Source organism: Halomonas sp. 3F2F (assembly GCF_014897805.1).
GTDB lineage: Bacteria > Pseudomonadota > Gammaproteobacteria > Pseudomonadales > Halomonadaceae > Vreelandella.
Genome location: NZ_JABUZE010000100.1, coordinates 1 through 24246, shown reverse-complemented (window position 1 = coordinate 24246; position 24246 = coordinate 1). Strand labels below are relative to the sequence as shown.

At 51.5% G+C, this 24246-nt stretch carries 23 protein-coding genes; 16 read left to right on the top strand and 7 right to left on the bottom strand.

The window, feature by feature from the left end; translation table 11 throughout:
- The first annotated feature begins 5 nt into the window (after positions 1-5).
- Together INT21_RS11635 and INT21_RS11630 are read left to right on the top strand one after the other, a co-directional pair.
- A complete protein-coding gene (locus tag INT21_RS11635) occupies positions 6-1199 on the top strand; it encodes a PP2C family protein-serine/threonine phosphatase (protein ID WP_089037896.1) in 1194 nt (397 codons plus the stop codon).
- On the top strand, positions 1189-1704 hold the full coding sequence (locus tag INT21_RS11630; protein ID WP_089037897.1) for an STAS domain-containing protein: 516 nt from the start codon (positions 1189-1191) through the stop codon (positions 1702-1704). Before INT21_RS11635 ends, INT21_RS11630 begins: the two co-directional genes overlap by 11 nt.
- A 138-nt stretch (positions 1705-1842) precedes the next feature.
- Here the strand turns inward: INT21_RS11630 and tal are convergent, their stop codons facing one another.
- Positions 1843-2781, bottom strand: coding sequence for a transaldolase (tal, locus tag INT21_RS11625; RefSeq protein ID WP_193068462.1), 939 nt, complete (start codon positions 2779-2781; stop codon positions 1843-1845).
- A 162-nt stretch (positions 2782-2943) separates the two neighbouring features.
- Between tal and INT21_RS11620 the strand changes: the two genes are divergently transcribed.
- The 8 genes from INT21_RS11620 to arsJ all read left to right on the top strand — a co-directional run bounded on the left by INT21_RS11620 (position 2944) and on the right by arsJ (position 11894).
- On the top strand, positions 2944-4137 hold the full coding sequence (locus INT21_RS11620) for a Bcr/CflA family multidrug efflux MFS transporter (RefSeq protein WP_193085214.1): 1194 nt from the start codon (positions 2944-2946) through the stop codon (positions 4135-4137).
- 25 nt (positions 4138-4162) lie between these two features.
- Positions 4163-4894 (top strand): sulfite exporter TauE/SafE family protein, encoded by a 732-nt coding sequence (locus INT21_RS11615; RefSeq protein WP_193068460.1) that lies wholly within the window; start codon positions 4163-4165, stop codon positions 4892-4894.
- A gap of 130 nt (positions 4895-5024) precedes the next feature.
- Positions 5025-6038, top strand: a complete 1014-nt coding sequence (locus INT21_RS11610; protein ID WP_193068459.1) for a substrate-binding domain-containing protein — start codon at positions 5025-5027, stop codon at positions 6036-6038.
- 96 nt (positions 6039-6134) lie between these two features.
- Positions 6135-7385, top strand: coding sequence for a phosphate ABC transporter permease subunit PstC (gene pstC / locus INT21_RS11605; RefSeq protein ID WP_193068458.1), 1251 nt, complete (start codon positions 6135-6137; stop codon positions 7383-7385).
- A gap of 18 nt (positions 7386-7403) precedes the next feature.
- Positions 7404-8570, top strand: a complete 1167-nt coding sequence (gene pstA / locus INT21_RS11600) for a phosphate ABC transporter permease PstA (protein ID WP_089037903.1) — start codon at positions 7404-7406, stop codon at positions 8568-8570.
- Positions 8571-8615: 45 nt separating this feature from the next.
- Positions 8616-9455: a phosphate ABC transporter ATP-binding protein PstB gene (gene pstB / locus INT21_RS11595; protein WP_193068470.1), complete on the top strand. Its 840-nt coding sequence runs from the start codon at positions 8616-8618 to the stop codon at positions 9453-9455.
- Between the two features lie 149 nt (positions 9456-9604).
- Positions 9605-10666: an ArsJ-associated glyceraldehyde-3-phosphate dehydrogenase gene (locus tag INT21_RS11590; RefSeq protein WP_193068457.1), complete on the top strand. Its 1062-nt coding sequence runs from the start codon at positions 9605-9607 to the stop codon at positions 10664-10666.
- 61 nt (positions 10667-10727) lie between these two features.
- Complete coding sequence (gene arsJ / locus INT21_RS11585) at positions 10728-11894, top strand: organoarsenical effux MFS transporter ArsJ (protein ID WP_226912761.1); 1167 nt, start codon at positions 10728-10730, stop codon at positions 11892-11894.
- A 10-nt stretch (positions 11895-11904) separates the two neighbouring features.
- On the opposite strand, the gene INT21_RS11580 is transcribed toward arsJ, so the two are convergent.
- The 5 genes from INT21_RS11580 to arsH are packed head-to-tail and all read right to left on the bottom strand — an operon-like array spanning position 11905 to position 15153.
- Complete coding sequence (locus tag INT21_RS11580) at positions 11905-12198, bottom strand: CC/Se motif family (seleno)protein (protein WP_193068455.1); 294 nt, start codon at positions 12196-12198, stop codon at positions 11905-11907.
- Positions 12199-12238: 40 nt separating this feature from the next.
- Positions 12239-12646, bottom strand: a complete 408-nt coding sequence (gene arsC / locus INT21_RS11575) for an arsenate reductase (glutaredoxin) (protein ID WP_193068454.1) — start codon at positions 12644-12646, stop codon at positions 12239-12241.
- Positions 12647-12663: 17 nt separating this feature from the next.
- Positions 12664-13335: an NADPH-dependent FMN reductase gene (locus INT21_RS11570; protein WP_193068453.1), complete on the bottom strand. Its 672-nt coding sequence runs from the start codon at positions 13333-13335 to the stop codon at positions 12664-12666.
- A 15-nt stretch (positions 13336-13350) separates the two neighbouring features.
- On the bottom strand, positions 13351-14418 hold the full coding sequence (gene arsB / locus INT21_RS11565; RefSeq protein ID WP_226912759.1) for an ACR3 family arsenite efflux transporter: 1068 nt from the start codon (positions 14416-14418) through the stop codon (positions 13351-13353).
- Between the two features lie 15 nt (positions 14419-14433).
- Positions 14434-15153, bottom strand: a complete 720-nt coding sequence (gene arsH / locus INT21_RS11560) for an arsenical resistance protein ArsH (RefSeq protein ID WP_193068452.1) — start codon at positions 15151-15153, stop codon at positions 14434-14436.
- A 153-nt stretch (positions 15154-15306) separates the two neighbouring features.
- Between arsH and INT21_RS11555 the strand changes: the two genes are divergently transcribed.
- Entirely contained in the window at positions 15307-15732 is a 426-nt protein-coding gene (locus INT21_RS11555) for an arsenate reductase ArsC (protein ID WP_193068451.1), read from the top strand.
- Between the two features lie 14 nt (positions 15733-15746).
- Positions 15747-17423, top strand: a complete 1677-nt coding sequence (locus INT21_RS11550) for a methyl-accepting chemotaxis protein (protein ID WP_226912758.1) — start codon at positions 15747-15749, stop codon at positions 17421-17423.
- A gap of 33 nt (positions 17424-17456) precedes the next feature.
- On the opposite strand, the gene INT21_RS11545 is transcribed toward INT21_RS11550, so the two are convergent.
- Positions 17457-18644, bottom strand: a complete 1188-nt coding sequence (locus tag INT21_RS11545) for an acetyl-CoA C-acyltransferase (RefSeq protein WP_089037911.1) — start codon at positions 18642-18644, stop codon at positions 17457-17459.
- A 128-nt stretch (positions 18645-18772) separates the two neighbouring features.
- Between INT21_RS11545 and INT21_RS11540 the strand changes: the two genes are divergently transcribed.
- The 4 genes from INT21_RS11540 to INT21_RS11525 all read left to right on the top strand — a co-directional run bounded on the left by INT21_RS11540 (position 18773) and on the right by INT21_RS11525 (position 24038).
- Complete coding sequence (locus tag INT21_RS11540) at positions 18773-19336, top strand: TetR/AcrR family transcriptional regulator (RefSeq protein ID WP_089037912.1); 564 nt, start codon at positions 18773-18775, stop codon at positions 19334-19336.
- A gap of 189 nt (positions 19337-19525) precedes the next feature.
- Entirely contained in the window at positions 19526-21196 is a 1671-nt protein-coding gene (locus INT21_RS11535) for an AMP-binding protein (protein ID WP_193068449.1), read from the top strand.
- Between the two features lie 16 nt (positions 21197-21212).
- Positions 21213-21980, top strand: coding sequence for an SDR family NAD(P)-dependent oxidoreductase (locus tag INT21_RS11530; RefSeq protein ID WP_089037914.1), 768 nt, complete (start codon positions 21213-21215; stop codon positions 21978-21980).
- 252 nt (positions 21981-22232) lie between these two features.
- A complete protein-coding gene (locus INT21_RS11525; protein WP_193085213.1) occupies positions 22233-24038 on the top strand; it encodes an acyl-CoA dehydrogenase C-terminal domain-containing protein in 1806 nt (601 codons plus the stop codon).
- Positions 24039-24246 lie beyond the last annotated feature (208 nt).

Below are 24246 nucleotides of genomic sequence, written 5' to 3'. Positions count from 1 at the left end.
TTAATATGGATCATTCCAAGCAGTTGATCGCGGTGATCGATGAGCCAGGGCAAGAGCGTGACGCGCTAGCAGAAGCGATTACGTGCGATGGCTTGTGGGTATTTGCAGCAGATAATATTGATAATTTGCCTGCCGACACAGCGCTTATCGTTGCTCATGCAAGGGCAGTGCCGCGCCAGCAGTGGTCGCAGCTGACACATCGTTTGCCTACCTTGGTCGTCAGTGATTCTCGTCAGGACGCGGACCTGATTAAGGCAGTCGATGTTGGTTTAGTTGACTATATTGTTCATCCACTACGCCACGCAGAACTGTTGCGCCGGATGATTCGCAAAGCCATTGAGCTTCATACATTGGCTCAGGAGCGAGACCGAGACCGAGAGCGTCTGGCCGAATTAAACGAAAGCCTGGAAACGCATTTAGCCTTGCTGCGTATGGATCAACAGAGCGGTGGTCATATTCAGCGCCGTTTATTGCCTATTCATCCCAAAATCATCAATGGTGTGTACTACGATTACTGGTTTGCACCTTCGCTGTATTTGTCGGGAGACTTCCTTGACTATCAGCGCTATAACGATCGCTATAGCGCGTTCTATTTTGCCGATGTGTCTGGGCATGGGGCGTCCTCTGCGTTTGTTACCGTACTGCTCAAGTATCTATGCAATCGATGGCTTAATGAGTGGGATGGCCAATCGCCAGAACAGTTGGCCCCTAACTGGTTGGCGGCATTAAACAGAGAGTTGCAGGATACTGATATTGGCAAACACGCGACCTTGTTTGTTGGTGTCATTGACCATCAGGAGCGGACGCTTCACTATTCGCTCGGTGCACAGCTTCCTATGCCATTGCTAGTGTCTGGTGGTAAGCTAGTACGTCTGGCAGGAGAGGGAATGCCAGTAGGTCTTTTTCCAGATGTAGAGTATCCTTCGCTCAGCTGTGCTTTACCGGCCGATTTTCATTTATGGCTGTGTTCAGACGGTGTATTGGAATGCTTGCCGGGTAAGACACTCGACACGCGGCTCAAGGAACTTGAGCAATTAGTAAGTGAAAGTGTCACGCTTGAGCAGTTGCGCGACCGGCTAGCCAACACCAACTCTCTTCTTATAGAAGGTGATGCGGACAGTGAGGCGAACCAGGACCGCGATGCTTTACCCGATGACCTGACAATCATGATGGTGAGCGGATTTGGTCATGCTGATTGAAGAAGGCCGCATTAAAGCGGCGTTCGACTCCGGTGTTTTTGTTTTAAAATTATGCGGCGACGTGCGCTTGACGTTGTGCGCTACGCTTGATTCTCAGGCTCAGCGCCTAGCTGAAACGCCTGGGCTAACGGCGGTAATGATCGACCTGCGCGAAGCGACGAATGTTGATTCGACGGCGCTGGGTTTTCTGGCCAAAGTTGCTATGGCGGTAAAAGGGCGCTTAGAGCACCCACCCACCATCATTGCTGATAACCCAGATGTACGGAAAATGCTGGATGTAATGGGTTTTGCACGTTTTTTTACGCTGATGGAAGCCCCATTGCAACAAGCGTCGAAACTAACATCGGCCCTAGAAGACTTGCCTGCTGAACCCGCTGACGAAGAGGGGCTGCGTGAACGTATTTTAGAGGCCCATCGAATTCTGATGCATATGAACGAGCACAACCGCGAACAGTTTCAACCGCTTGTGGAAATGCTCGAAGCGCAAAATTCGACGGCCCACTAGCAGCGCACTTCATCTGTATGTAGGTTTCAAGAGCATACTAAATAAGAAGGCCCTCCTGAGATAAACATCCTGGAGGGCCTTTTGACTTTTGCTGCCGCCTATAGCTGTGTTAGCGATGCAGCGGAGTCAGCAATCGAATTAGCTGCTGCGAAGCTTACTTAGCAATTCTTCGAGTTTGCGCTGGTCAGCCATAAACTTGCGAATACCTTCTGCCAGTTTGTCCGTCGCCATTTCATCTTCGTTCATTGCCCAGCGGAAATCTGCCTGCGCTAACGCTTCACTCGGTGCGCTGCTGGCTGCTTTGGGAATGAGTTGTTGTGGTAACTCTCCTTGAAGTTCGTCTAGTTCGTTGAGTAGTGCAGGGGATATCGTCAAGCGATCACAGCCAGCGAGCGCCTGAATTTCACCCACGTTTCTGAAACTTGCGCCCATGACGATGGTGGAGTAGCCATGGCCTTTGTAGTAGTCATAAATGCGCTTAACAGACTGCACGCCTGGGTCGTTGACACCGCTAAAATCTGTGTCAGGGGCTTTGGCTTTATGCCAATCGAGAATACGGCCTACGAACGGTGAAATAAGCGTTGCACCAGCATCTGCACAGGCCTGTGCCTGGGCAAAGCCAAATAGCAGGGTTAAGTTAGTGCGAATGCCGTCACGTTCAAGTTGGCGAGCGGCTTGGATGCCTTCCCAGGTCGATGCCATCTTGATCAAAATACGCTCTGGACCCACGCCCTGCTGAGCGTATCGCTCAATCAGCGAGTGTGCCTTGGCAATGGTGGCATCACGATCAAACGATAGTCGGGCACTGACTTCAGTTGACACGTAACCAGGTACCAACTCGCTGATTTCGCTGCCGATATCAACGGCTACTCGATCTACTGCGTCTTCCAGGTTGGTGCTTTCTTTAGCAATGCTGGCGAGTCGTGCACGTCGCTCTTCCTGCTGAGCAGCTTGCAAAATGAGCGAGGGGTTGGTCGTGGCATCTTGTGGCTTAAAGCGGCGGATAGCGTCAAGGTCGCCGGTGTCAGCGACAACCGTGGTCATCTCTTTTAATTGAGTTAGTAGGCTAGTGGCCATGCATCGTTCCTTGTCGTCGTTGAGATAGTTGTCGTTGGGATACTTTAGCAAGGGCATTGCGTGGCGAACAGAGACCGACAAATGAATTGAAATCGATTATTATTAGCGGCCTATCTATTCAGCGGCATTCTCTGCTGAATAATGCCAACTTCAAGGATGTTTATGGAACTTAATCCTCGTCGGGTGGCGCTGTTGGTGGCGGCCAACACAGCGCTTGCGCCGTTTGCGATTGATGCTTACTTACCAGCCATTGGGGTACTGGCAGAAAACATCAATGCGAGTATTCATCATACTGAACTCTCAATCAGTATGTTTTTATTTGGCTTCGCAATCGGTCAGCTGTGCTTTGGGCCGCTGTCAGACAGGGTGGGGCGTAAGCCTGTTTTGCTCAGTGGCTTAGTGGTGTTTATGCTCGCAAGCCTAATGATCACCACCGTTGATAGCTTGCCCTCTTTACTGGTATGGCGATTCATTCAAGCATTAGGTGGCGGCGCTTGCGTGGTTAACTCTGCGGCGATTGTGCGCGACTGTTTTAGCGGACGTGAAGCCGCCAAAGTCATGTCGACGATGGCCATGATCATGATGCTGGCGCCGTTGGTGGCACCTGCCGTGGGTAGCCTCTTGCTGCACATTGCGGGATGGTGGCTGATATTTGTGTTTTTAGCCGCTTATGCAGGGTTTTTGCTTTGGCTGCTAGGTACTCGTTTACCCGAAACACGAGATACTAACTTGCCCGCGGCTTCGCCACGTCAAGTCGTACGAAACTATGTCAGTGTGCTGCGTCATAAAGAGGGGATGGGCTACATTTGCGCTGTCGCAGCTTCATTCGCTGGGCTGTTTGCTTTTGTAACCGCCTCTCCATTTTTATACTTAGACTACTTCTCACTATCGCCTAGCGTTTACCCAATGGTATTTGGCGTCAATGTTCTGGTGATTGCGCTGTCTAATCGCGTCAATATTCATTTGCTGCGTAAGCGTTCACCACAACAGAACTTACGACTAGGGTTAACGATCCAGTTAATTGCAGCACTGGGACTGGTTATCGCGACAGCGCTTAATTTGGCGTCGCTGTATGTGGTGGTGCCTCTAGTCATGCTGTTTACCGGCATGATTGGTTTGATCACGCCTAATGCGATTTCTGCGTTATTGGATCATTTTGGGCATATCAGTGCCACGGCGACTGCACTGCTAGGTGGCATCCAGTTTAGCTGTGGAGCAATTGCCGGGGTGCTGGTGGGCTTGTTCCAAGTAGAGCACCTATGGCCGATGGTGCTTACTATGCTGGGGGCTGCGTTGCTGGGTAATATCGGCGTCCGAAAGCTGACAAGAAAGCCCGCCTACGGAGATTCGTACTGATGCTTTGTGCGGATGATTGATTTAAATGAATAACTCGTTGCCATGGATAGATATGCCACTTGGCGTGTGGCTAGCCTGTTCAGCCGTATTAATGCTGGGTGCTTTCGTACAGCGTGCGACAGGTTTCGGTTTGGCAGTGGTAGGGGCGCCACTACTGTTGATGCTAGAACCACGTTTGGTGCCGGTAGTACTCGTGTTGTTTGGGTTCACTGTTTCATTGCTGATGGTGCGCCACTACTGGCAAGAAATACGCCTGGATGCGATAGGCATTGCCTTGATTGGCCGCTTGCCAGGGAATGCGCTGGGCATTTGGTTATTGTTAACTGCTCCGTTGGTGGTGCTCGAAAAACTGATCGCCGCTATCGTGTTGTTTGCTGTGATAGTAACGCTGTTTCGTTTTCATCCCCCCGTCAACCGTGTGACGCTGTTCCTGGCAGGTGTGCTGTCAGGCGTTTTTGGCACGGTGGCCGCCATCGGTGGCCCTCCAATCGTCCTGCTAATGCACGGCTTTCCACCCGATCGCCTGCGCGGTAATTTGGCTGCTTTCTTTATTCTGACATCTCTTCTAACGCTTATGACGTTAGCGCTTGCGGGCCAGGTGTCCGCTTGGCATTTTAAATTGGCGTTGACGTTTCTACCTGCCGTGTTAATCGGGAATGCGCTGGCAGATGTGATCGCCCACCGATTGGATCGGCGGTTGCTGCAGGGAGTCTCGCTTGGGCTATGTACGTTAGCCGCGTTGGGCTTATTAATGTAGCACTTGTGCAATGCAGCACTCTTAACTGAAAAATCATGCCGATGACTTAGAGTGTCATAAAGTTGTCATCGAAACGGTGCAAAGTACGTCTTGCGAAGGCCAGAACCCTACATCGACAGGAGTATTTCGCATGAACCGTATTCTAAAAACCACCGTTATCGCGGCTGCCGTAATGAGCGTTGCCGGTGTTGCCCAGGCACGTGACCAGATCCGCATCGTAGGTTCCAGTACCGTTTATCCATTTGCCAGCTACGTTACTGAAGAGTTCGGTGCGACTACCGGCAATCCGACGCCTGTTATTGAATCGACAGGTTCGGGCGGCGGTTTGCGCCTGTTCTGTAACGGTATTGGCGAAGGCACGCCCGATATCACCAATGCTTCTCGTCGCATGAAGGTTTCCGAGTTTGAGCGTTGTGAAGAGAACGGCGTTACCGACATCACCGAAGCTAAAATCGGTTCTGACGGCATCGTATTGGGTCAATCAAGCGAAAATGGTGACGTTGCTTTGACCCGTGAGCAGATCTTCATGGCGGTAGCTGCCATGGTGCCGGTTGATGGCGAATTGGTTGAAAACCCCTACACCAACTGGAGCGAGATCGACGCTTCGCTGCCAGACCGCGAAATCTCCATTTATGGACCGCCCACGACTTCTGGTACCCGCGATGCATTTGAAGAGCTGGTAATGGAATCTGCATCTGAGGGCATGGATGTTTACGGCGATGAAGCCTACACCGATATTCGTTCTGACGGTGTTTACATCGATGCCGGTGAAAACGACAACCTGATCGTTCAGCGCCTTTCAGAAGACACCGGTGCCTTTGGTATCTTCGGCTACTCTTTCCTTGAAGAGAATTCTGACACGATCAGCGCCGCCAGCATTGATGGCGTTGAGCCTGAAGCTGACGCGATCAGTTCAGGTGAGTACCCGGTAGCACGCTCACTGTGGTTCTACGTGAAGAACCAGCATGCTGAAGAAGTATCGCCGATGTACGACTACGTCGATATGTTTATGAGCGAGATGATGATTGGCAGCGATGGCTATCTGCGCGATATCGGCTTGATCGTTCTGCCAGAAGCTGAGCGTGAAGAGTGGCGCCAAAGTGTCGCTGACCGCACGACAATGACAGCAGACGTTCTTAAGTAAGTTGGTAGGTCAGGTGTAAAAGTGGCCGGCAGCGTAAGCTGTCGGCCCATTATTGTTGATAGGTTTCTTAACCGGTGACGACGTGAGAGAGATGCGATGCAGACCAACCAGCTTCTACTGATTTTTTGTGCTGCACTATTGCTGCTGGGGCTGCTGGCTTTTTTTGCTGGCCGTTCAAAAGCCACTCGGTTCCGTAGCGCGGGCACGGCTATGTTTGCTCAGCCAGATCAATACGCCTGGTTTACCGTGCTCTCTACCGCCGGGCCTGCGGTACTTGTTAGTGCGCTAGGAGCATTTGCGCTGCTATTAATGGGGGCAAATATCCCCACGCTCTATTTATTTGCGGCGAGTTTGGTAGTGGCAGCCATAGGGCTAATGGTGAGCCTTAACCAAGTGAAGCCCAATTTTCATGCCCGTCAAGCCATAGAATCGGTAATCGGTAAAGTCTTGGCTGGAGCAGCATTAATTTCGATTTTCACTACCTTTGGTATTTTGTTCTCGATCATTTCCGAGGCGCTGCGCTTTTTTCAAATGCACAGCTTCTGGGAATTTATTACCGGCACCACCTGGAACCCGGGGGCAAGCTTTTTAGCTGCAGCGGGTCGTGGCGATGGTGGCGGTGCTGAGTTTGGCTCGGTACCGCTATTCGCTGGTACCTTTATGATTACTGCTATCGCCATGCTGGTGGCGGTGCCTGTCGGTTTGCTCTCAGCAATTTACATGTCCGAATTTGCGCCAAGTAAAGTGCGCACCGTTGCCAAGCCGGTGTTAGAGGTTTTGGCGGGTATTCCTACCGTGGTTTACGGCTTTTTTGCCGCCATCACCGTAGCGCCGATTATCGTTAATATCGCTGGTTTTTTTGGGCTCGATGCTTCTTATAACAATGCGCTGGCGCCTGGCATTGTGATGGGCATTATGATCATACCGTTTATCTCATCGCTGTCTGATGACGTGATCAACTCGGTGCCAGATAGCATGCGCCAAGGGTCGTTGGCACTGGGCATGACCAAAGGGGAGACCATTCGTGATGTGGTGGTGCCCGCTGCAATGCCAGGGATTATCTCTGCTGCGCTCTTAGGTATGTCGCGTGCGATGGGTGAAACCATGATTGTGGTGATGGCCGCAGGTATGCGTCCCAACTTAACCGCCAACCCGCTGGAAGATATGACCACGGTCACCGTGCGCATTGTGGCAGCATTAACTGGCGACCAAGAGTTTGCAAGTGCTGAAACGCTATCGGCTTTCGCGTTAGGGCTCGTGCTGTTCGTTGTTACGCTTGTGCTTAATTTGGTGTCGGTTCTGATGATCCGTCGTTTCCGCGAAAAATATCGCGTGAATAACCTGTAACGTCGAGGAATTGTTTCGATGAGCCATACTTTTGACGAAATCAGCCAGCAGCTTAAAAAGCGCCACCGGAAGTCTACCCGCCTCAAATGGATAACCATGGGGTCGTTAGGGCTGGCAGGCTTGTTCCTGGTGCTGTTTTTTGCAGACATGCTGACTAAAGGTCTGCCTGCTTTTCAGCAAGCGTATATACAAGTCGAGATCAACTATACCGAAGAAGCCGAAACCGATGGGCGGAAGGCGTTTGATGAAGAGCTGCTGCCCATTATCAGCCGCACGGTAGTGCGCGTGATCCCGATGGAACTTCGCAATAATCCTGACATGATTGGTACCAGCGAAACCCAGTGGGTGCTATCGACCAGTGGGGTGGATCAGTATCTGAAAGGTCACCGGCATCGTTTAAGTGAAGAAGAACAGGCGGCTATTGATGCCCTGGTTGAAGCGGGTCAGGTAGATCTTCGCTTCAATAGCACCTTTTTTGGTTCGGGTGATTCAAAAATTGCCGAGAATGCAGGTATCCTCTCGGCCGTTGTCGGTACCGTGATGACAATGATCGTCACCCTGGCTATCTCGTTCCCTATCGGCGTTATGACGGCGATTTATCTGGAGGAGTTTGCTCCAGACAACCGCTTTACTCAGCTCATTGAGATTAATATCAACAACCTTGCTGCGATTCCCTCGATTCTGTTTGGTCTGCTGGGTCTTGCGATCTTTATTAACTTCTTTGGGGTGCCGCGTTCGTCGCCGTTAGCGGGTGGTATGACTCTGGCGCTGATGACGCTCCCCGTTATTATTATCTCAACACGTACTGCACTGCGTAGCGTGCCGGAATCCATCCGCCATGCTGGCTTTGGGGTGGGATGTTCGCGCTGGCAAGTGGTGCGGGATCACGTTTTACCGTTAGCTATGCCAGGTATTATGACCGGCTCTATTATTGGCTTGGCGCAAGCGATGGGTGAAACAGCACCGTTGATTATCGTGGGTATGGTGGCTTTTATCCCCGATGTGGGTGCTTCATTTACCGAAGCAGCCACCGTCATGCCAGCTCAAATATTTACCTGGTCAGGTGAGCCAGAGCAGGCGTTTGTAGAAAAAACCGCCGGCGGTATTTTGGTGCTACTCACCATACTCATCTCACTCAACGCCTTTGCCGTTGTGTTACGTAAGAAATTTGAGCGTCGCTGGTAGGCCAGCGCGATAGAGGACATGATTATGAATAGCCAAGCACCCGTAATGAATAGCCAAGCACCTGTAATGAATGGCCAGCAAGTCCCTGCGGCTGGGCAACCCTACACGCGAAACGACGCTGCGTGCCACGACCTGAGCTTCCGGGTTCGCGATTTGAATCTGTGGTATGGCAAAAACCAAGCGTTGAATAATCTGAATATTGATCTATTTCAGAAAAATGTGACGGCACTGATTGGCCCTTCGGGGTGTGGTAAGTCGACGTTTTTACGCTGCTTGAACCGCATGAACGACTTGATTCCTAGCGTACGAGTCGAAGGCTTGGTTGAGATGGATGGGCTAGATGTTAATGCGCCTAAAATGGATGAAGTGGCGCTGCGTCGCCGGGTGGGCATGGTATTCCAAAAGCCTAATCCGTTTCCTAAGTCGATCTTTGAAAATATCGCTTACGCACCACGCATGCACGATTTGGTCAGTCGTAAAGCCGAGCAGGAAGAGTTGGTTGAAAAGGCGCTACGCGACGCCGGGCTGTGGAACGAGGTGAAAGACAAGCTGCATGAGCCAGGTACCTCTCTCTCTGGTGGTCAACAACAGCGTTTGTGTATTGCCCGAGCGATTGCAGTACAGCCAGATGTGATTTTAATGGATGAACCGACTTCGGCGCTTGACCCGATCTCGACCGCAACCATCGAAGATTTGATGGATAAGCTGAAAGAGCAGTTCACCATTATTACCGTGACGCATAATATGCAGCAGGCCGCACGGGTAGCCGACTACACGGCATTTTTCCACCTGGGGGAAATCATCGAGTACAACGATACCAAAGTGATGTTCTCAACCCCGGCACAGAAAAAAACCGAAGACTATATCTCCGGTCGTTACGGTTAACTAAGACTGCCTGTAGGCTAGCCCCAAGCTAACCTGCAGGCATTTTTTTATTTTTTCATATATGTTTTTTCGTATATTTGCATTGCGAATTTTTGCACTATTCATTTATTTAGACGTTCATGCATACGTTTATCTAAATAGGAGGCCCCATGACATTACGTATCGGTATTAACGGGTTTGGTCGTATTGGCCGATTGGCACTGCGCAGCTTATGGGCTGAGGTTGAAGCTGGTGCAGTAGAGCTTGTGCGTATTAACGACCCAGGCGGTGATTCAGCAACGTTTGCCCACCTGCTTGAGTTTGATTCGGTGCATGGCCACTGGTCTCCAGGTGAAGGGATTGCAGCTTATGACGATGCGATTGTTTTAGATGGTAAAACGGTTGCGTTTAGCGCCAATAAAGCGATTGCCGACAGTGACTGGTCTGCCTGTGACGTGGTCATCGAGTGCTCGGGTAAAATGAAAGAAACCACCAAGCTCCAGGCGTACCTTGATCAAGGCGTTACGCGCGTAGTGGTGAGTGCACCGATTAAAGAAGAGGGCGTGCTGAACGTGGTGGTAGGTGTCAACGATCATCTTTATGACCCTGCTCAGCACCGGATCGTAACGGCCGCTAGCTGTACCACAAACTGCTTAGCCCCGGTAGTTAAAGTGATTCAGGAAACCTTTGGTATTCGCCATGGTTCGATGACGACGGTACACGACATTACCAACACCCAAACAATTCTAGATGCGCCGCACAAAGACCTACGTCGTGCTCGTGCCTGTGGTATGAGTTTGATTCCAACGACAACGGGCTCTGCAAAAGCAATCACAGCCATCTTTCCAGAACTGGAAGGCAAGCTGAATGGTCATGCCATTCGTGTACCGCTGGCCAATGCATCGCTCACCGACATGGTGTTTGAGCTTGAGCGTGAGGTCACGGTGGAAGAGGTCAATCAAGCGCTGAAAGCGGCCGCGGAGGGAGGACTCGCCGGTATTTTGGGGTATGAAGAGCGCCCGCTGGTATCGATTGATTATCGCACTGATCCGCGTAGCTCCATTATTGATGCGCTTTCTACCATGGTGGTCAACGGCACCCAGCTTAAGCTTTACGCCTGGTATGACAACGAGTGGGGCTATGCCAACCGCACGGCCGAGTTGGCGCTAATGGTAGCTGGTGAGAAGGCAGCTAAAGAGCGGGTCGTGAGTGAGCAGAAGGACCGTGGCTGATTCGTCGTCGCTAAAGGTGTTCGCGCGCGTAAAGGCGCTACCTTTTGAGGTGCGCCAATACATGCTGATCACTGGCAACTACTGGGCGTTTACCATTACCGACGGCGCGCTGCGCATGCTGGTAGTGATGTATTTCCACCAGCTAGGTTACTCGCCGCTGCAAATCGCCATGCTGTTTCTGTTCTATGAAGCGTTTGGCGTCGTGACCAACTTGGTCGGCGGCTGGCTGGGTGCGCGGTTAGGCTTGAATCGCACGATGAATGTGGGGCTGGGACTGCAAATTGTTGCGCTTGCTATGCTGATGGTGCCCGCAGGGATGCTCACGGTTGTTTGGGTGATGGCGGCGCAGGCGCTGTCTGGCATTGCTAAAGACTTAAACAAAATGAGTGCTAAAAGTGCGGTCAAAGTATTGGTGCCTAAAGAGAGTGCCAACGCTAATAGCTCTCTCTACCGCTGGGTAGCGATGCTGACCGGCTCTAAAAATGCATTGAAAGGTCTAGGCTTTTTTATCGGCGGGTTGTTACTGACGCTGATTGGTTTCCGAGGCGCGGTGATTGCCATGGCGGTGATGCTTAGCGCGGTATTAATGGTCTCTTTATGGCGCTTAAAAGCAGATTTAGGCCGCCAAAAAGTAAAACCCAAATTTTCGGAGATTTTTTCCAAGTCCCGTGCCATCAATGTGCTTTCAGCGGCGCGCTTTTGCCTGTTCGCTTCTAGGGATGTCTGGTTTGTCGTGGCATTGCCGGTATTCCTATACGATCAGCACGGCTGGAGTCACTGGACGGTGGGGGGATTACTGGCAGCATGGATTATTGGCTACGGTGGGGTACAAACCCAGGCACCTAAACTGACCCAGTTGATTAAAGGGGATGCCCGCTCGCTAACCTCAGGATGGGCAGCCGCTTTAGCAGTACTAGCGATTTTATTGGCGTTGTTACCGCTGGCGCAGGTGGGTTGGCTGGTGGTCGGGCTTTTAGCGTTTGGTGTGCTATTTGCGATTAACTCCAGCTGGCACAGTTACCTGATCGTTCATTACGCTCGTGCTGATGGCGTCTCGATGGATGTCGGCTTTTACTATATGGCCAACGCCATGGGGCGTTTGGTAGGAACCTTGCTGTCAGGCTGGCTATATATGGCGTACGGATTGAGCGCCTGTCTTTGGGTATCGGCGGCCTTCGTGACAGCCAGTTCCGTGATGGCACTGGCGTTGCCTAGACAAGCTGCTTAAAGGCCAGTTTCTAGCCTGCTGATAACGCTGCGCCATCCACATAAAGGTGGCGCAATTTCCACCAACCTTCAACGCCAATGCGCAGTCCTTGGTTAGCAAGGTCGGGGTCAATATATATCGAAACACTATCTTGAATATGGTGCTGATAGTGTTGGGTATCTCCTGGATGGTGTGCTTCAGCTACCGCAAGATTGGCGAGGCCTCCGCAGCAGCCGTACCGTGGGGAGAGGCGGACGGTCACAACGCCGCCTTGTTGTTTGATGAAGTCGACGGCGTTGCTGTCGATATCAATGACATGGTTCATTGCTCACCCCGTACTATTGTTCTGGCATGTGGTTCCTGTATTAGCTCGCGGGATAGTAGACGGTTTCGCCATCCTCTTTGGTAAAGTGTGAAACGGGCTGCTCAAGCAGTTCCAATACTAGTTCGGATGGGCGACATAAGCGCGCGCCTTTTTGGCTAATAACGATAGGACGATTGATCAAAATCGGGTGCGCTATCATGGCGTCAATCAGTTGATCATCGTCTAGCGAAGAGTCATTCAATTTGAGCTCTTCAAAAGGCGCGTCCTTTTGGCGCAGCAGCTCTCGTGGTGATATCTTCATCATCGCGAGTAGCGCTACTAGGTGCTCTCGGCTGGGAGGTGTTTCCAAGTAGTGAATTACCTCGGGGTCTTCGCCCGACGCCTTGATCATTGCCAGCGTATTGCGCGAAGTACCGCAGTTAGGGTTGTGGTAGATGGTGACTGACATGGTGAGTTATCTCTTGGTTAGGTGGAAAGATCGGTTTTAGGTGCATTGCGCTGAGCTGGCGATTTAGTAAACGCAGGTGATAGCGTTGTGGGGTCTTGCTCGGTTTTGTGCGACTTAGCCGCTTCTGCCCACCACGTTAATTGCCCCAGCGCGCGCCCAAAATAGTTTTCCCAGCGTTCTTGCTCCTGGGCAAACTCCCCGTCATCGTTCAGCGCTTCCTGCGCTTTAGGTATATGGATCATGGCGGACACTGGCAGGCAGCCAAGCTCAGATAGAAATGCGCGCATGCTAACGGCGGCACGCACGCCTCCCCATTGCCCCATGGAGTAAGTCACGATAGCGCTGGGTTTGAATGCAAACAGTGATGCACCGAAATGATTCAGCAAATGGCTCAGCGCCGGGCTCATGGAGTGGTTATATTCGGGGCTGACCATCACGTAGCCATCGGCTTGTTCAATCTTGCCTGCAAGAGCTTCAAGATCATCGGGAACCGCTGTTTTTGCGTAAGCAAAATGTGGCTTAAAAGGGCCGTTAAGGTCTAACGTTAGCGGGTCTATAACCTCTGCCGTTGTATCGGGTAGCGAGCTAAGTAGGCGTTTGCACGCCTGGGATACCCGCTCGCCTAAACGAGCAGGGGCGGGCGGCGTAGAGGTTCGAGTTGAACCGAGAAAAACTAAGTAATGTGCCATCCGAGTATCTCTTTGTTATGCGTTTTCAGGAAAATGCTGACGCGTGTTGTTGGCAATGCGTACCAGTACGAGCATAAGCGGCACTTCAACTAAAACACCCACTACTGTGGCTAGCGCGGCGCCGGATTGTAAGCCAAACAGTGCAATGGCAGCAGCGACCGCCAGTTCAAAAAAGTTGCTGGCGCCGATCATTGCGCCTGGGGCAGCGATGTTGTGTGGCACACGCCACGCTTTGGCCCAGCCATAAGCGATAAAGAAGATCAAAAATGTTTGGATAATCAGCGGAATGGCGATTAATACGATATGCAGCGGATTATTCAGAATAACGTCGCCTTGGAAAGCGAATAGAAGCACTAGCGTAATGATTAACCCGATGGGCGTGATTGGGCCAACGCGCTTCATAAACACGTTGTCGTACCACTCGGTGCCGCGCTTGGCGATCAGCGTTTTACGGGTGATATAGCCAGCGGTAAGCGGAATGACGATGTACAGCACCACCGACAAAATAACCGTGTCCCAGGGCACTTGGATATTTGAGATTCCTAGTAACAGCACCACAAGCGGCGCAAAGGCAAACAGCATAATCAAGTCATTCAAAGCTACTTGAACCAGCGTGTAAGCCGCATCACCTCGAGTCAGGTAGCTCCATACAAATACCATCGCGGTGCAGGGGGCTACCCCCAATAATATGGCGCCCGCTAGATATTGACTGGCCAGTTCCTCAGCAATAAATGGCTGAAAAATCACCATGAAAAACAGCCAGGCCAAGGCGAACATTGTGAAGGGTTTAATCAGCCAATTGACCGTGGTGGTAATGGTTAGGCCCTTTGGCTGGCGGCGCACTCCTGCAATAGCACTGAAATCAATCTGCGCCATCATGGGGAAAATCATCGCCCAGATTAATACGGCAATCGGAATGGAGACCTGGGCATACTCAAACCGTGATAACACCTCTGGCACGGCAGGGGCGAACTGCCCAAGTGCAATCCCGGTAACAATGGCAATTGCTACCCATACGGAAAGGTAGCGTTCAAACAGCCCCATATCGGCACTGGTGGGTGATGAATTGCTCTGGGTCGTCATAACGCCACTCCCTGATTAAATAGCACGTTGACTGACGCGTTTGGAGACTTCTTCAGCGCTTTCTTTGCGTTCAGAGTAACGGTCGGTTAGCAGATCGCTGCGTTCACGAACCAGCAGCGTAAACTTCACCAGTTCTTCCATAACATCAACAATGCGGTCATAAAATGGAGAAGGCTTCATGCGACCGTTGTCATCAAACTCCATAAAAGCCTTAGGTACCGATGACTGGTTTGGAATCGTCACCATGCGCATCCAGCGCCCTAAAATACGCAGCTGATTTACCGTGTTAAACGACTGGGAGCCACCGCACACCTGCATTACTGCAAGCGTTTTGCCCTGGGTGGGGCGAACGCCGCCTAAGGCAAGAGGAATCCAGTCAATTTGTGCTTTCATAATGCCAGTCATTGCACCGTGGCGTTCAGGTGAGCACCACACCATGCCATCGGCCCACTGTACCAGTGTACGCAGCTCATCCACTTTAGGGTGGCTCGCATCTTCCGCATCCGGCAGGGGTAAGCCGCGCGGATCAAAAATCTTTGTACTTGCCCCCATTGCATTGAGTAGCCGAGCGGCTTCTTCAACGGCTAAGCGGCTGAATGAACGTTCCCGCAGTGAACCGTAAAGCAGCAGGATTTTGGGTGCAGGCTGGTCTCTCGAGGGAAGCCTCAACGTTTCATGATTGGGAGCTTCAAACAGACTGCTGTCTACATTGGGTAAATCGTCAAGCAATGCCATTGGCGGTACCCCTTTTATGTCGAAGAAGTGGTTATTGACGTTATGATATATGTTTTTTCGTATATTTGTACCGGTAACTAGCAGGCTGCAATAATGACGTCATCTTGAAGGCGTAAATTGCTGAAATCACACTCATCAAGAGGCCATTTATTTATGCCAAAGCGTCGCGTGCTATTCCTTTGTAATGCCAATTCTGCACGGTCTTTGATGGGAGAGGCGCTGCTTCGCCAGATGGCAAGTGATCGCTTTGATGCTTTTAGCGCAGGTTCCGAGCCAGATGAACCCCATGCGTTAACGTTAGAGGCACTGCATAAACAGGGCCTTTCTACGGAAGGGTTGCGTAGTAAGTCACTGGATGAGTTTGAGGACGACTACTTCGACTTTGTCATTGTACTTTGCGATAAGGCGCAACAGGTTTGCAGAGACTGGCAAGGGCGCGCCAGAGAAGTACTTTTCTGGGATATTCGTGATCCAAGGCTAATTAGTAAATTAGATGCATACGAGCAAGCGCTACTGGAGATTCGTCGGCGTCTGCAGCTATGGCTGTCCCTGCATGCTCATGATCAGCCACGTGGTTGAAAGAATTTATGCGTATGGTGAATAGTTTAAGCGTTAAAGCGAGCTGGGCGCTGGTGTTAGTGACCTTCACCTGTCTCATATTGGCGATTGGTGGGTTGGGGTTATTTGCCAATCACTTTGGCCGTGAGGCGTTTACGTCGCTGCAGCAACGAGATATGAATCAGATACGTGAGCTTAACGGGGCCTATACCCAGCTGCTGCGTGCTCGTATACAAATGAACCGAGCTGCTGAGCTAATTCGTACTCCCTCTTTTGAGCGTCCAGAACCTTTGTTAGAGGAAGCGGGGAGCTTGTTGAGTACGGCGTCAGCCCGCTTTAACGCTTTCCACTCAAGTTTTGCTGAGGATGAGCGGCTTGAGCTTGTGGATCAGTTGGCGAATGATTTCCACTCATTGGTTAATAATAATTTAAGTTTGCAAATGATGATGCTGGAAGAGCGCGATGTTCGAGGCTTCCTATCTGGCGAATCTCGCGTGGATGAGAGTAGTCAGCAGTTTGTGACTGCTGCGGAAGCCTTCTACGCTTACTCGGTCGCCCGTGGTGCTGGGCTGCTTGATCGCTTTCAAAAAGTATCGTCGCTACTATTTTGGGGAGTGCTTGGCGTTGTTGTTGTGGCAATGCTGGTCATCGCGTTAGTGGTATGGGGCGTGCGTAACAATGTTTTGCAGCCTTTGCGTGTAATAACGCAGCACTTTAAACGCATCGCCAAGGGCGATTTATCAACGCCAGTCGACGCCCATGCCGCTAATGAAATTGGTCTGTTGTTTAGCGAATTGGCAAACATGCAGCATTCGCTAACGTCGACGGTGAACCATCTTAACAACAGTAGCCAACAGGTTTATACCGATAGCCAAGTCATGGCAGCTCAAAGCCAACAATTGGCGGGGCAAACTGACTCGCAAGTAGCCGCGCTCGTACAAATGGCGGCAAGCCTTAAGCAGTTAACCGCAACCGTAAATCAGAATGCAGAAAGTGCGGCGCATGTGAGTCAAGCGACGACGGGTGTCGCTCATAAAGCGCAGCAAGGTGATCAGGTAATTGCTCAGTTCATAGCGACTATGCAGTCCATTAACAAGCACTCCGAAGAAATACAAAGCATTATTTCCATGATTGAAAGTATTGCCTTCCAAACGAATATTCTGGCTTTGAATGCTTCTGTTGAGGCAGCGCGTGCGGGTGAGCACGGGCGTGGCTTTGCGGTGGTGGCCAGCGAAGTACGGGCGTTAGCAACGCGCAGTGCTGATGCGGCACATGAGATTCGGTCGCGTATTGAAGCATCTCGCCAGAGTGTTGAGGAGGGGAGTGAGTTATCTCAGCAAGCGGGTGAGCATACGCGCGATATTATGCAGTCGGCCACTCAGGTAGAGCAGTTGATGGCAAGGATAGCCAGCGCGTCGGAAGAGCAGCGTCGTGGTATTGAGGAAGTGAACAGGGCGGTCACGCAAATTGATATGACAACCCAAGATACGCTGAAGCTGGTCAATCACGCGGCACAAAGTGCTGAAGGACTAACTCAAGAAGCTCTGAAAATGCGTGAATATGCTGGTCAATTTCGCATGGCTGAGGATCAGCTTAGCAATAATCATGATGATATCAGTGAAGCTATAGAGGCGCTCAAGTCATTGGACTGGCAGACATTGGCCACTTCAGAAAAGTATGGCGATAGGGAGGATAAACGCGCCTTGGCATGATCAGTATGGCAAGGCGCGGGAGGGTTGATTATATTAGTCGATTAGCTCAACGGCCACAGCGGTGGCTTCGCCACCACCAATGCACAGGCTGGCAATACCACGTTTGCCGCCTTTGGTGCGTAGGGCGTGAATAAGCGTCGCAATGACGCGTGAACCTGTTGAGCCAATTGGGTGCCCTTGGGCACAAGCGCCGCCAAACACGTTGACTTTCTCGTGGGGTAGCCCCAAGTCATCCATCGCCATTAACGTAACGACAGCGAACGCTTCGTTAATCTCAAACAGATCAACGTCGTTAACGCCCCAGCCAAGCTTTTTCATCAGCTTTTCAATGGCACCGACTGGCGCAATGGTGAATTCGCTTGGATGGCGGGAGTGGGTGGTATGGCCAAGCATTTTCGCTAGTGGCTTTACACCATGGCGCTTAGCGGCTTCATGGCTGGCCAAAATAAGTGCGGATGCACCGTCGGAAATTGAGCTAGCATTGGCAGCAGTAATAGTACCGTCTTTGGCAAACGCCGGGCGCAGCTGGCGAATTTTATCTAGCTTCGCTTGGAAAGGCTGTTCATCATGCTCGACCAGCGTTTCACCTTGGCGGCTGGTGACTGTTACCGGTGCCATTTCTGCCGCTAAGTGGCCGTTATTGGTAGCGTCCATAGCGCGCTCTAAGGATGCAATGGCAAAGTCATCCAGACGCTCGCGCGTGTAGCCACGCTCTGAGGCAACATCCTGAGCGAAAACGCCCATCAATTTGCCGGTTTCGGCATCTTCTAAACCGTCAAGGAACATGTGGTCCTTTAGCTCGCCATGACCTAGACGATAACCACCACGCGCTTTAGTGAGTACGTGTGGGGCATTAGACATCGATTCCATGCCGCCAGCGAGCAGCACTTCCCCCGTCCCGGCTTTGATCAAATCGTGGGCTAGCATGGTGGCTTTCATGCCAGAACCACACAGTTTATTGATCGTAGTAGCCCCATTGGCATCGGGAATGCCAGCCTGACGCATGGCCTGGCGGGCTGGCCCTTGTTTTACGCCAGCGGGTAGTACACAGCCCATGATGCCTTCTTCAATAACGGATGCTTCGATACCCGCTCGCTCTATGGCAGCGCGGATTGCAACGGCCGCGAGTTCGGGAGCCGTCATGCTGGAAAGACTACCCATCATGCCGCCCATTGGCGTGCGGGTGGCAGATAAAAATACAACCTCGGTGGCATTACTCATTTGTGCGTCTCCTGTCGGATTTCTTGTGATTATCTTGCTGTAAGCTTAGTGATGCGTTGACCCGTTGGCGGGGCTGTGGTCTTCTCCTAAGTAACCAAGCAAGCGCTAGTGTAAATGACATGAATGTAATGAATGCTTCCCCTCGCCGCAAGGAATTGACACGTTTAGCGGCTCAGCTATTCGTCCAAGAAGGCTTTGATCGCACCACGGTGCGTATGCTGGCGCAAGAAATGGGTATCAAGTCTGGCAGCTTGTTCCATCACTTCAAAGATAAGCAGGAAATCTTAGCTGCGGTAATAGAGGAGGGTACCCAGAATGCTCTTAGCATTGCTAAAGCAGCGCTTCAAGAGTGCGACAATGATCCTGAGGCGCGTCTGCATGCTATGGCCCGAGCGCACTTAGAGACGCTTTTCGCTGATCGCAATGCCCATGTGGTCGCGTTATTTGAATGGCGACGGTTAGATCCAGATGCGAGTGCCCATTTAAGCCACCTGCGGGATGCTTACGAAGCACTATGGGTAGAGGTTATCGATGATGCGCTGGCAGCAGAGCTTATTCACGGTGACCGCTTTCTTGTATCGCGGTTTATATTGGGTGCGCTGAATTGGACGGTACGCTGGTACGACCCGAGTGGGCCGCGCACCCCCGATGATCTAGCCGATGAACTGGTCGCGATGATTATGGCCCGTTAACACCCCTCTCGACCAACGTCTAATCCGTTTACGACGCTGATTGCTTGCGCTCCCGCGCAAATGCTTTTAGCGTTAGTTTAATTGCAAGGTTTCCGTTAACGTAAACGGACAATAATAAAGTGTAAGATCGAAACCTGGCCTGTCTGTTTGCGTACAACTGCTCACGACTAACAACATAAGAGAGCCATCATGACAGCAACATCAGCGTCACTACCCACATATTCCACCTTCCTGGAAGGCTTTACGGTTGACACCATGATTGCCAGGCTGGATGACCATCAGGATGGTTGCCTTAATGCCTTTGAGGCATGCTGCGGTCGTCATGTACGCCAGGGGCGAGGTGATGTGCTTGCGCTCGTGCAGGAAGATATCAATGGACAAACCCATACGCTGACGTATGCAGAACTAGACGAGCAGAGTGGTAAACTTGCTGGCTGGTTTAAGGCCCAAGGGCTTGGTGAAGGGGACCGTATTGCCTGCATGCTGCCGCGCTCAGCAGCGCTGTTAGTGGCGGTTCTTGCCACCTGGCGAATTGGTGCGGTTTATCAGCCGTTATTTACTGCGTTTGGTCCTGATGCGGTGGATTATCGCCTGGGGCGCGCTGACACCAAGCTGGTTATTACCGATCATGCTAATCGCTTTAAGTTTGATGGGCTAAGCCAGTGTCCGCCTGTTTTGGCAGTAGGCGGGGCCACTAGCGAGCATCCTAATGATCATAAATGGCAGGCTGCGTTGACGCATACGTCAATGAGCGAAAAGCCACCTCGTCTTGCCCCTGAAAAACCTTTTCTTCAGATGTTTACGTCGGGCACGGTAGGCAAGCCAAAGGGAGTGGCTGTGCCGCTTTCCGGTATGACCGCGTTTGCTCTCTATATGGAACTGGCAGTCGATCTTCGCGACGATGATCGCTTTTGGAATATGGCTGACCCGGGTTGGGCATATGGGCTTTATTACGCGATTACTGGGCCGCTGCTGCTCGGTGTTACCACGCACTTCTGCGAGGCAGGTTTCAGTGCAGAAGGTGCCTTGGCTTTCATGAAGCGCCACCATATTACTAACTTCGCCGCGGCGCCCACGGCATACCGCTTAATGAAAGCGTCAGGACTGTTCGATGACGCCCACCAAACCTTAGAGCTTCGCGCGGCAAGCTCTGCAGGCGAGCCTCTAAACACAGAAGTAGTGACCTGGGTGGAGAAATCGTTAGGTTGTCCGGTCATGGATCACTATGGTCAAACAGAAACCGGCATGACCTGTAATAATCATCACTCCCTTGATCACCCTAAACATGTGGGAGCGATGGGTGTGCCAATGCCGGGCTACCGCTTGGCTATCTTGGACGCCGAGTATAACGAACTGCCGCCCGGTGAACCGGGTGTGCTTGCAGTTGATATCAAAAACTCACCCGCCCACTTCTTCCAAGGGTATACCTGGCAAGAAAAAGACCCCTTTGTGAACGGTTACTACCTAACTGGCGATGTCGTTATCCGCAATGAAGACGGCTCGTTTCAATTTGCCGGACGCGATGACGACATTATTACCACCGCAGGCTACCGGGTTGGCCCTACGGATGTTGAAAACAGTGTCATGACTCACCCTGCGGTTGCCGAATCGGCAGCGGTTGGCCAGCCAGACGAGATTCGTGGCGAGGTCATTAAATCTTATATCGTGCTGCGTGATGGGTATGAGGCTAGTGAGGGGCTTGCTGATGAGATCCGCCAGCAAGTGCGTGAGCGTCTTTCTACTCATGCGTTCCCCAGGGTTATCGAATTCGTCGATGAGCTGCCCAAAACGCCTAGCGGCAAGATTCAGCGCTTCAAACTTCGTGCCCAAGCGACTGAGCAAGCACGCAACGACAAATAATCAAAGGAAAGTTGAAATGCAGGTGAAGGATTGTACGTTTTTAATTACTGGTGCTGCTTCAGGGCTAGGTGCGGCAACAGCAGAGCGCCTAATAGCGGCTGGTGGAAGCGTTGTATTGTGTGACATGAATAATAGCGTGTTGGAGCATGCTAAGCGCTTAGGTGATCGTGCAGTGGCCTGCATAGCTGATATCACCTCTGCCGAGCAAATGCAGCAGGCGATTGACGAAGCGATTGCGCTGGCAGGTGACAGCGGCCTTTCGGGTGTTATTCACTGTGCTGGCGTCGTCAGCGTGGCCAAACTGGTTGACCGTAATGGCAATCCCGCAGACCTGGAAAGCTATGCAAAAACGATCAACATTAATTTAGTGGGTACGTTTAATGTGATGCGTTTGGCGGCAGCCGCCATGGCCAAAAATACGCCCAATGAGAGCGGTGAGCGGGGCGTAATTATTAATACGGCTTCTATCGCGGCATTCGATGGGCAAGTGGGGCAGTGTGCTTACAGTGCTTCGAAAGCCGGTGTTGTGGGAATGAGTTTGCCTGCTGCTAGAGAGCTATCGCGTCATGCTATTCGCGTTATGGCGATTGCGCCTGGCGTTTTTGAAACGCCCATGATGAGTGAGATTCCTGACGAAGCGGCTCAAGCCTTAGCCGCTGCGGTGCCTTTCCCCAAGCGGTTGGGTAAGCCAGATGAGTTTGCTCAGTTGGCCGAGCAGATTATTACTAACCCAATGTTGAATGGTGAAGTGATTCGGCTGGATGGCGGCATTCGAATGCAGTAAATAGGCTGGAAAATTAGTAGCGTCTGATAACCTGCCAGCACTTTTGCTGGCAGTTTTTTTGTTTATAGATCAATTTTTTACCGGTTAGTCGACCAAAGTTGTAGCGGTTTTGGGTGTTATATTCAAACGACCGCTTGACTATGGTGCGGCTGCGCGCTAGTTTTCAAACATGTGTTTGAAAGCGGCTTTTTTGAAATCTAAGCCGTACTAAAAATGTAAGCCGCTTTCAGCCCCCTGCTTAGGAGAAGTGACATGCCCAGCTATCAAGCCCCCTTACGTGATATGCGTTTCGTTATGGACGAAATGTTTGACTATCCCAGCCACTATGCAGCGCTACCCTGTGGTGATGAAGCGTCTCCAGACGTCGTGAATGCGATTCTTGAAGAGGGCGCGCGCTTTGCCCGTGATGTGCTGCTTCCGCTCAATCAAAGTGGCGATGAAGAGGGGTGCTTGTTAGAAGGTGGCGAAGTTAAAGCGCCGCAAGGTTTTAAAGAAGCGTATCAGCAATATGTTGAAGGTGGCTGGCCAAGCCTAGCAGCAGATCCTGAACAGGGCGGCCAAGGTCTTCCGCCATCATTGGCGATGATGCTGTCTGAAATGATCTGCGCAACTAACTTAGCGTGGGGTATGTATCCAGGGCTTTCCCATGGTGCTGCCGATGCACTTCGGCACCATGGTACTGATGAGCAAAAGGAAACCTACCTTACCAAGCTGGTTGAAGGCGTTTGGACGGGCACTATGTGTCTCACCGAGCCCCACTGTGGTACTGACCTCGGGTTAATTAAGACGCGTGCGGTGCCTAATGAAAGTGGTGCCTACTCCATTACGGGTACTAAGATCTTTATTTCTGCTGGCGACCATAATCTGGCAGAAAACATTGTGCACCTCGTATTAGCCAAACTGCCTGGCGCTCCTGAGGGCTCGAAGGGTATTTCTCTATTTGTTGTGCCTAAGTTTATGCCAGATGCTCAAGGCAATCCCGGCGATCGTAATGGTGTTTCCTGTGGCTCGCTCGAGCACAAAATGGGCATCCACGGTAATGCGACTTGTGTGATGAACTTTGATGGTGCGACGGGCTATTTAGTTGGAGCGCCTAACAAGGGCTTGGCGTGCATGTTCACTATGATGAATGCTGCACGCCTTGGGGTGGGCATTCAAGGCTTAGGCTTAATTGAAGCCAGTTTCCAAAACTCGCTCAGTTACGCTCGTGACCGGTTACAAATGCGTGCCCTTTCTGGTGCTCAAGCGCCTGAGAAAGCAGCAGACCCGATTATTGTTCATCCGGATGTGCGCCGTATGCTGCTAACCCAGAAGGCGTTTGCCGAGGGTGGCCGCATGCTGGTGCTATACACCGCTCAAATGCTAGATATCGTTGAGCACGGTAAGCCCGGCGAAGAGAGGGAGCAGGCTGAAACTCTGCTTGGTCTATTAACGCCTATCGTGAAAGCGTTTCTCACTGAAGTTGGTTTTGAGTGCACCAATGAAGGCGTGCAGATTTTTGGTGGGCACGGCTTCATTAAAGAGTGGGGGATGGAACAGCTGGTGCGTGATGCGCGTATTACCCGTCTCTATGAAGGTACTACCGGCATTCAGGCGTTAGACCTGCTTGGCCGAAAGGTGTTGATGAGCCAGGGTGAATCGCTAAAAGTATTCACCAAAGAGATCCATAAGTTCTGTAAGTCGGAAGCTGATAACCCTGCTCTAAAAGAGTTTGTTGAGCCGCTAGCGAAACTGAATGCTGAGTGGGGCGAGCTAACGATGGGCGTGGGTATGAAAGCCATGCAAGACCGTGAAGAAGTGGGGGCGGCTAGCGTCGACTACCTCATGTACTCCGGCTATGTCACCTTGGCGTACCTTTTTGCCCGCGCAGCTAAGCAGTCGTTGGTGGAATTAGAGGGTGGCGCTAAGGCGTTTTATGCGGCCAAGTTGAATACTGCTCGTTTTTATTACCAGCGCCTGCTGCCGCGTACTAAAGCACATGCTCAGATGATTCAAGCGGGTGCGGGAAGCCTTATGGCGATGTCGAGCGAAGATTTTGGCTTGGGCTTTGAGATTTAAGCTTTTGAGATTTAGCTCAACAGGAGCGGTTATTCTGCAAAAGCAGATTCATCTGTAGGCTTAACTGAGCACTCTCTGGTCAGGGGACTGATCGGTGGTTTGCGGCAGGTTTGTTCTTAGAACAACACCTGCCGCTTTTTTTATTTCAATTTATTTCCCAATAGCCCTTGCCAAGACGGCAGCGAATCCGTAAAGTACGCATCCGCTG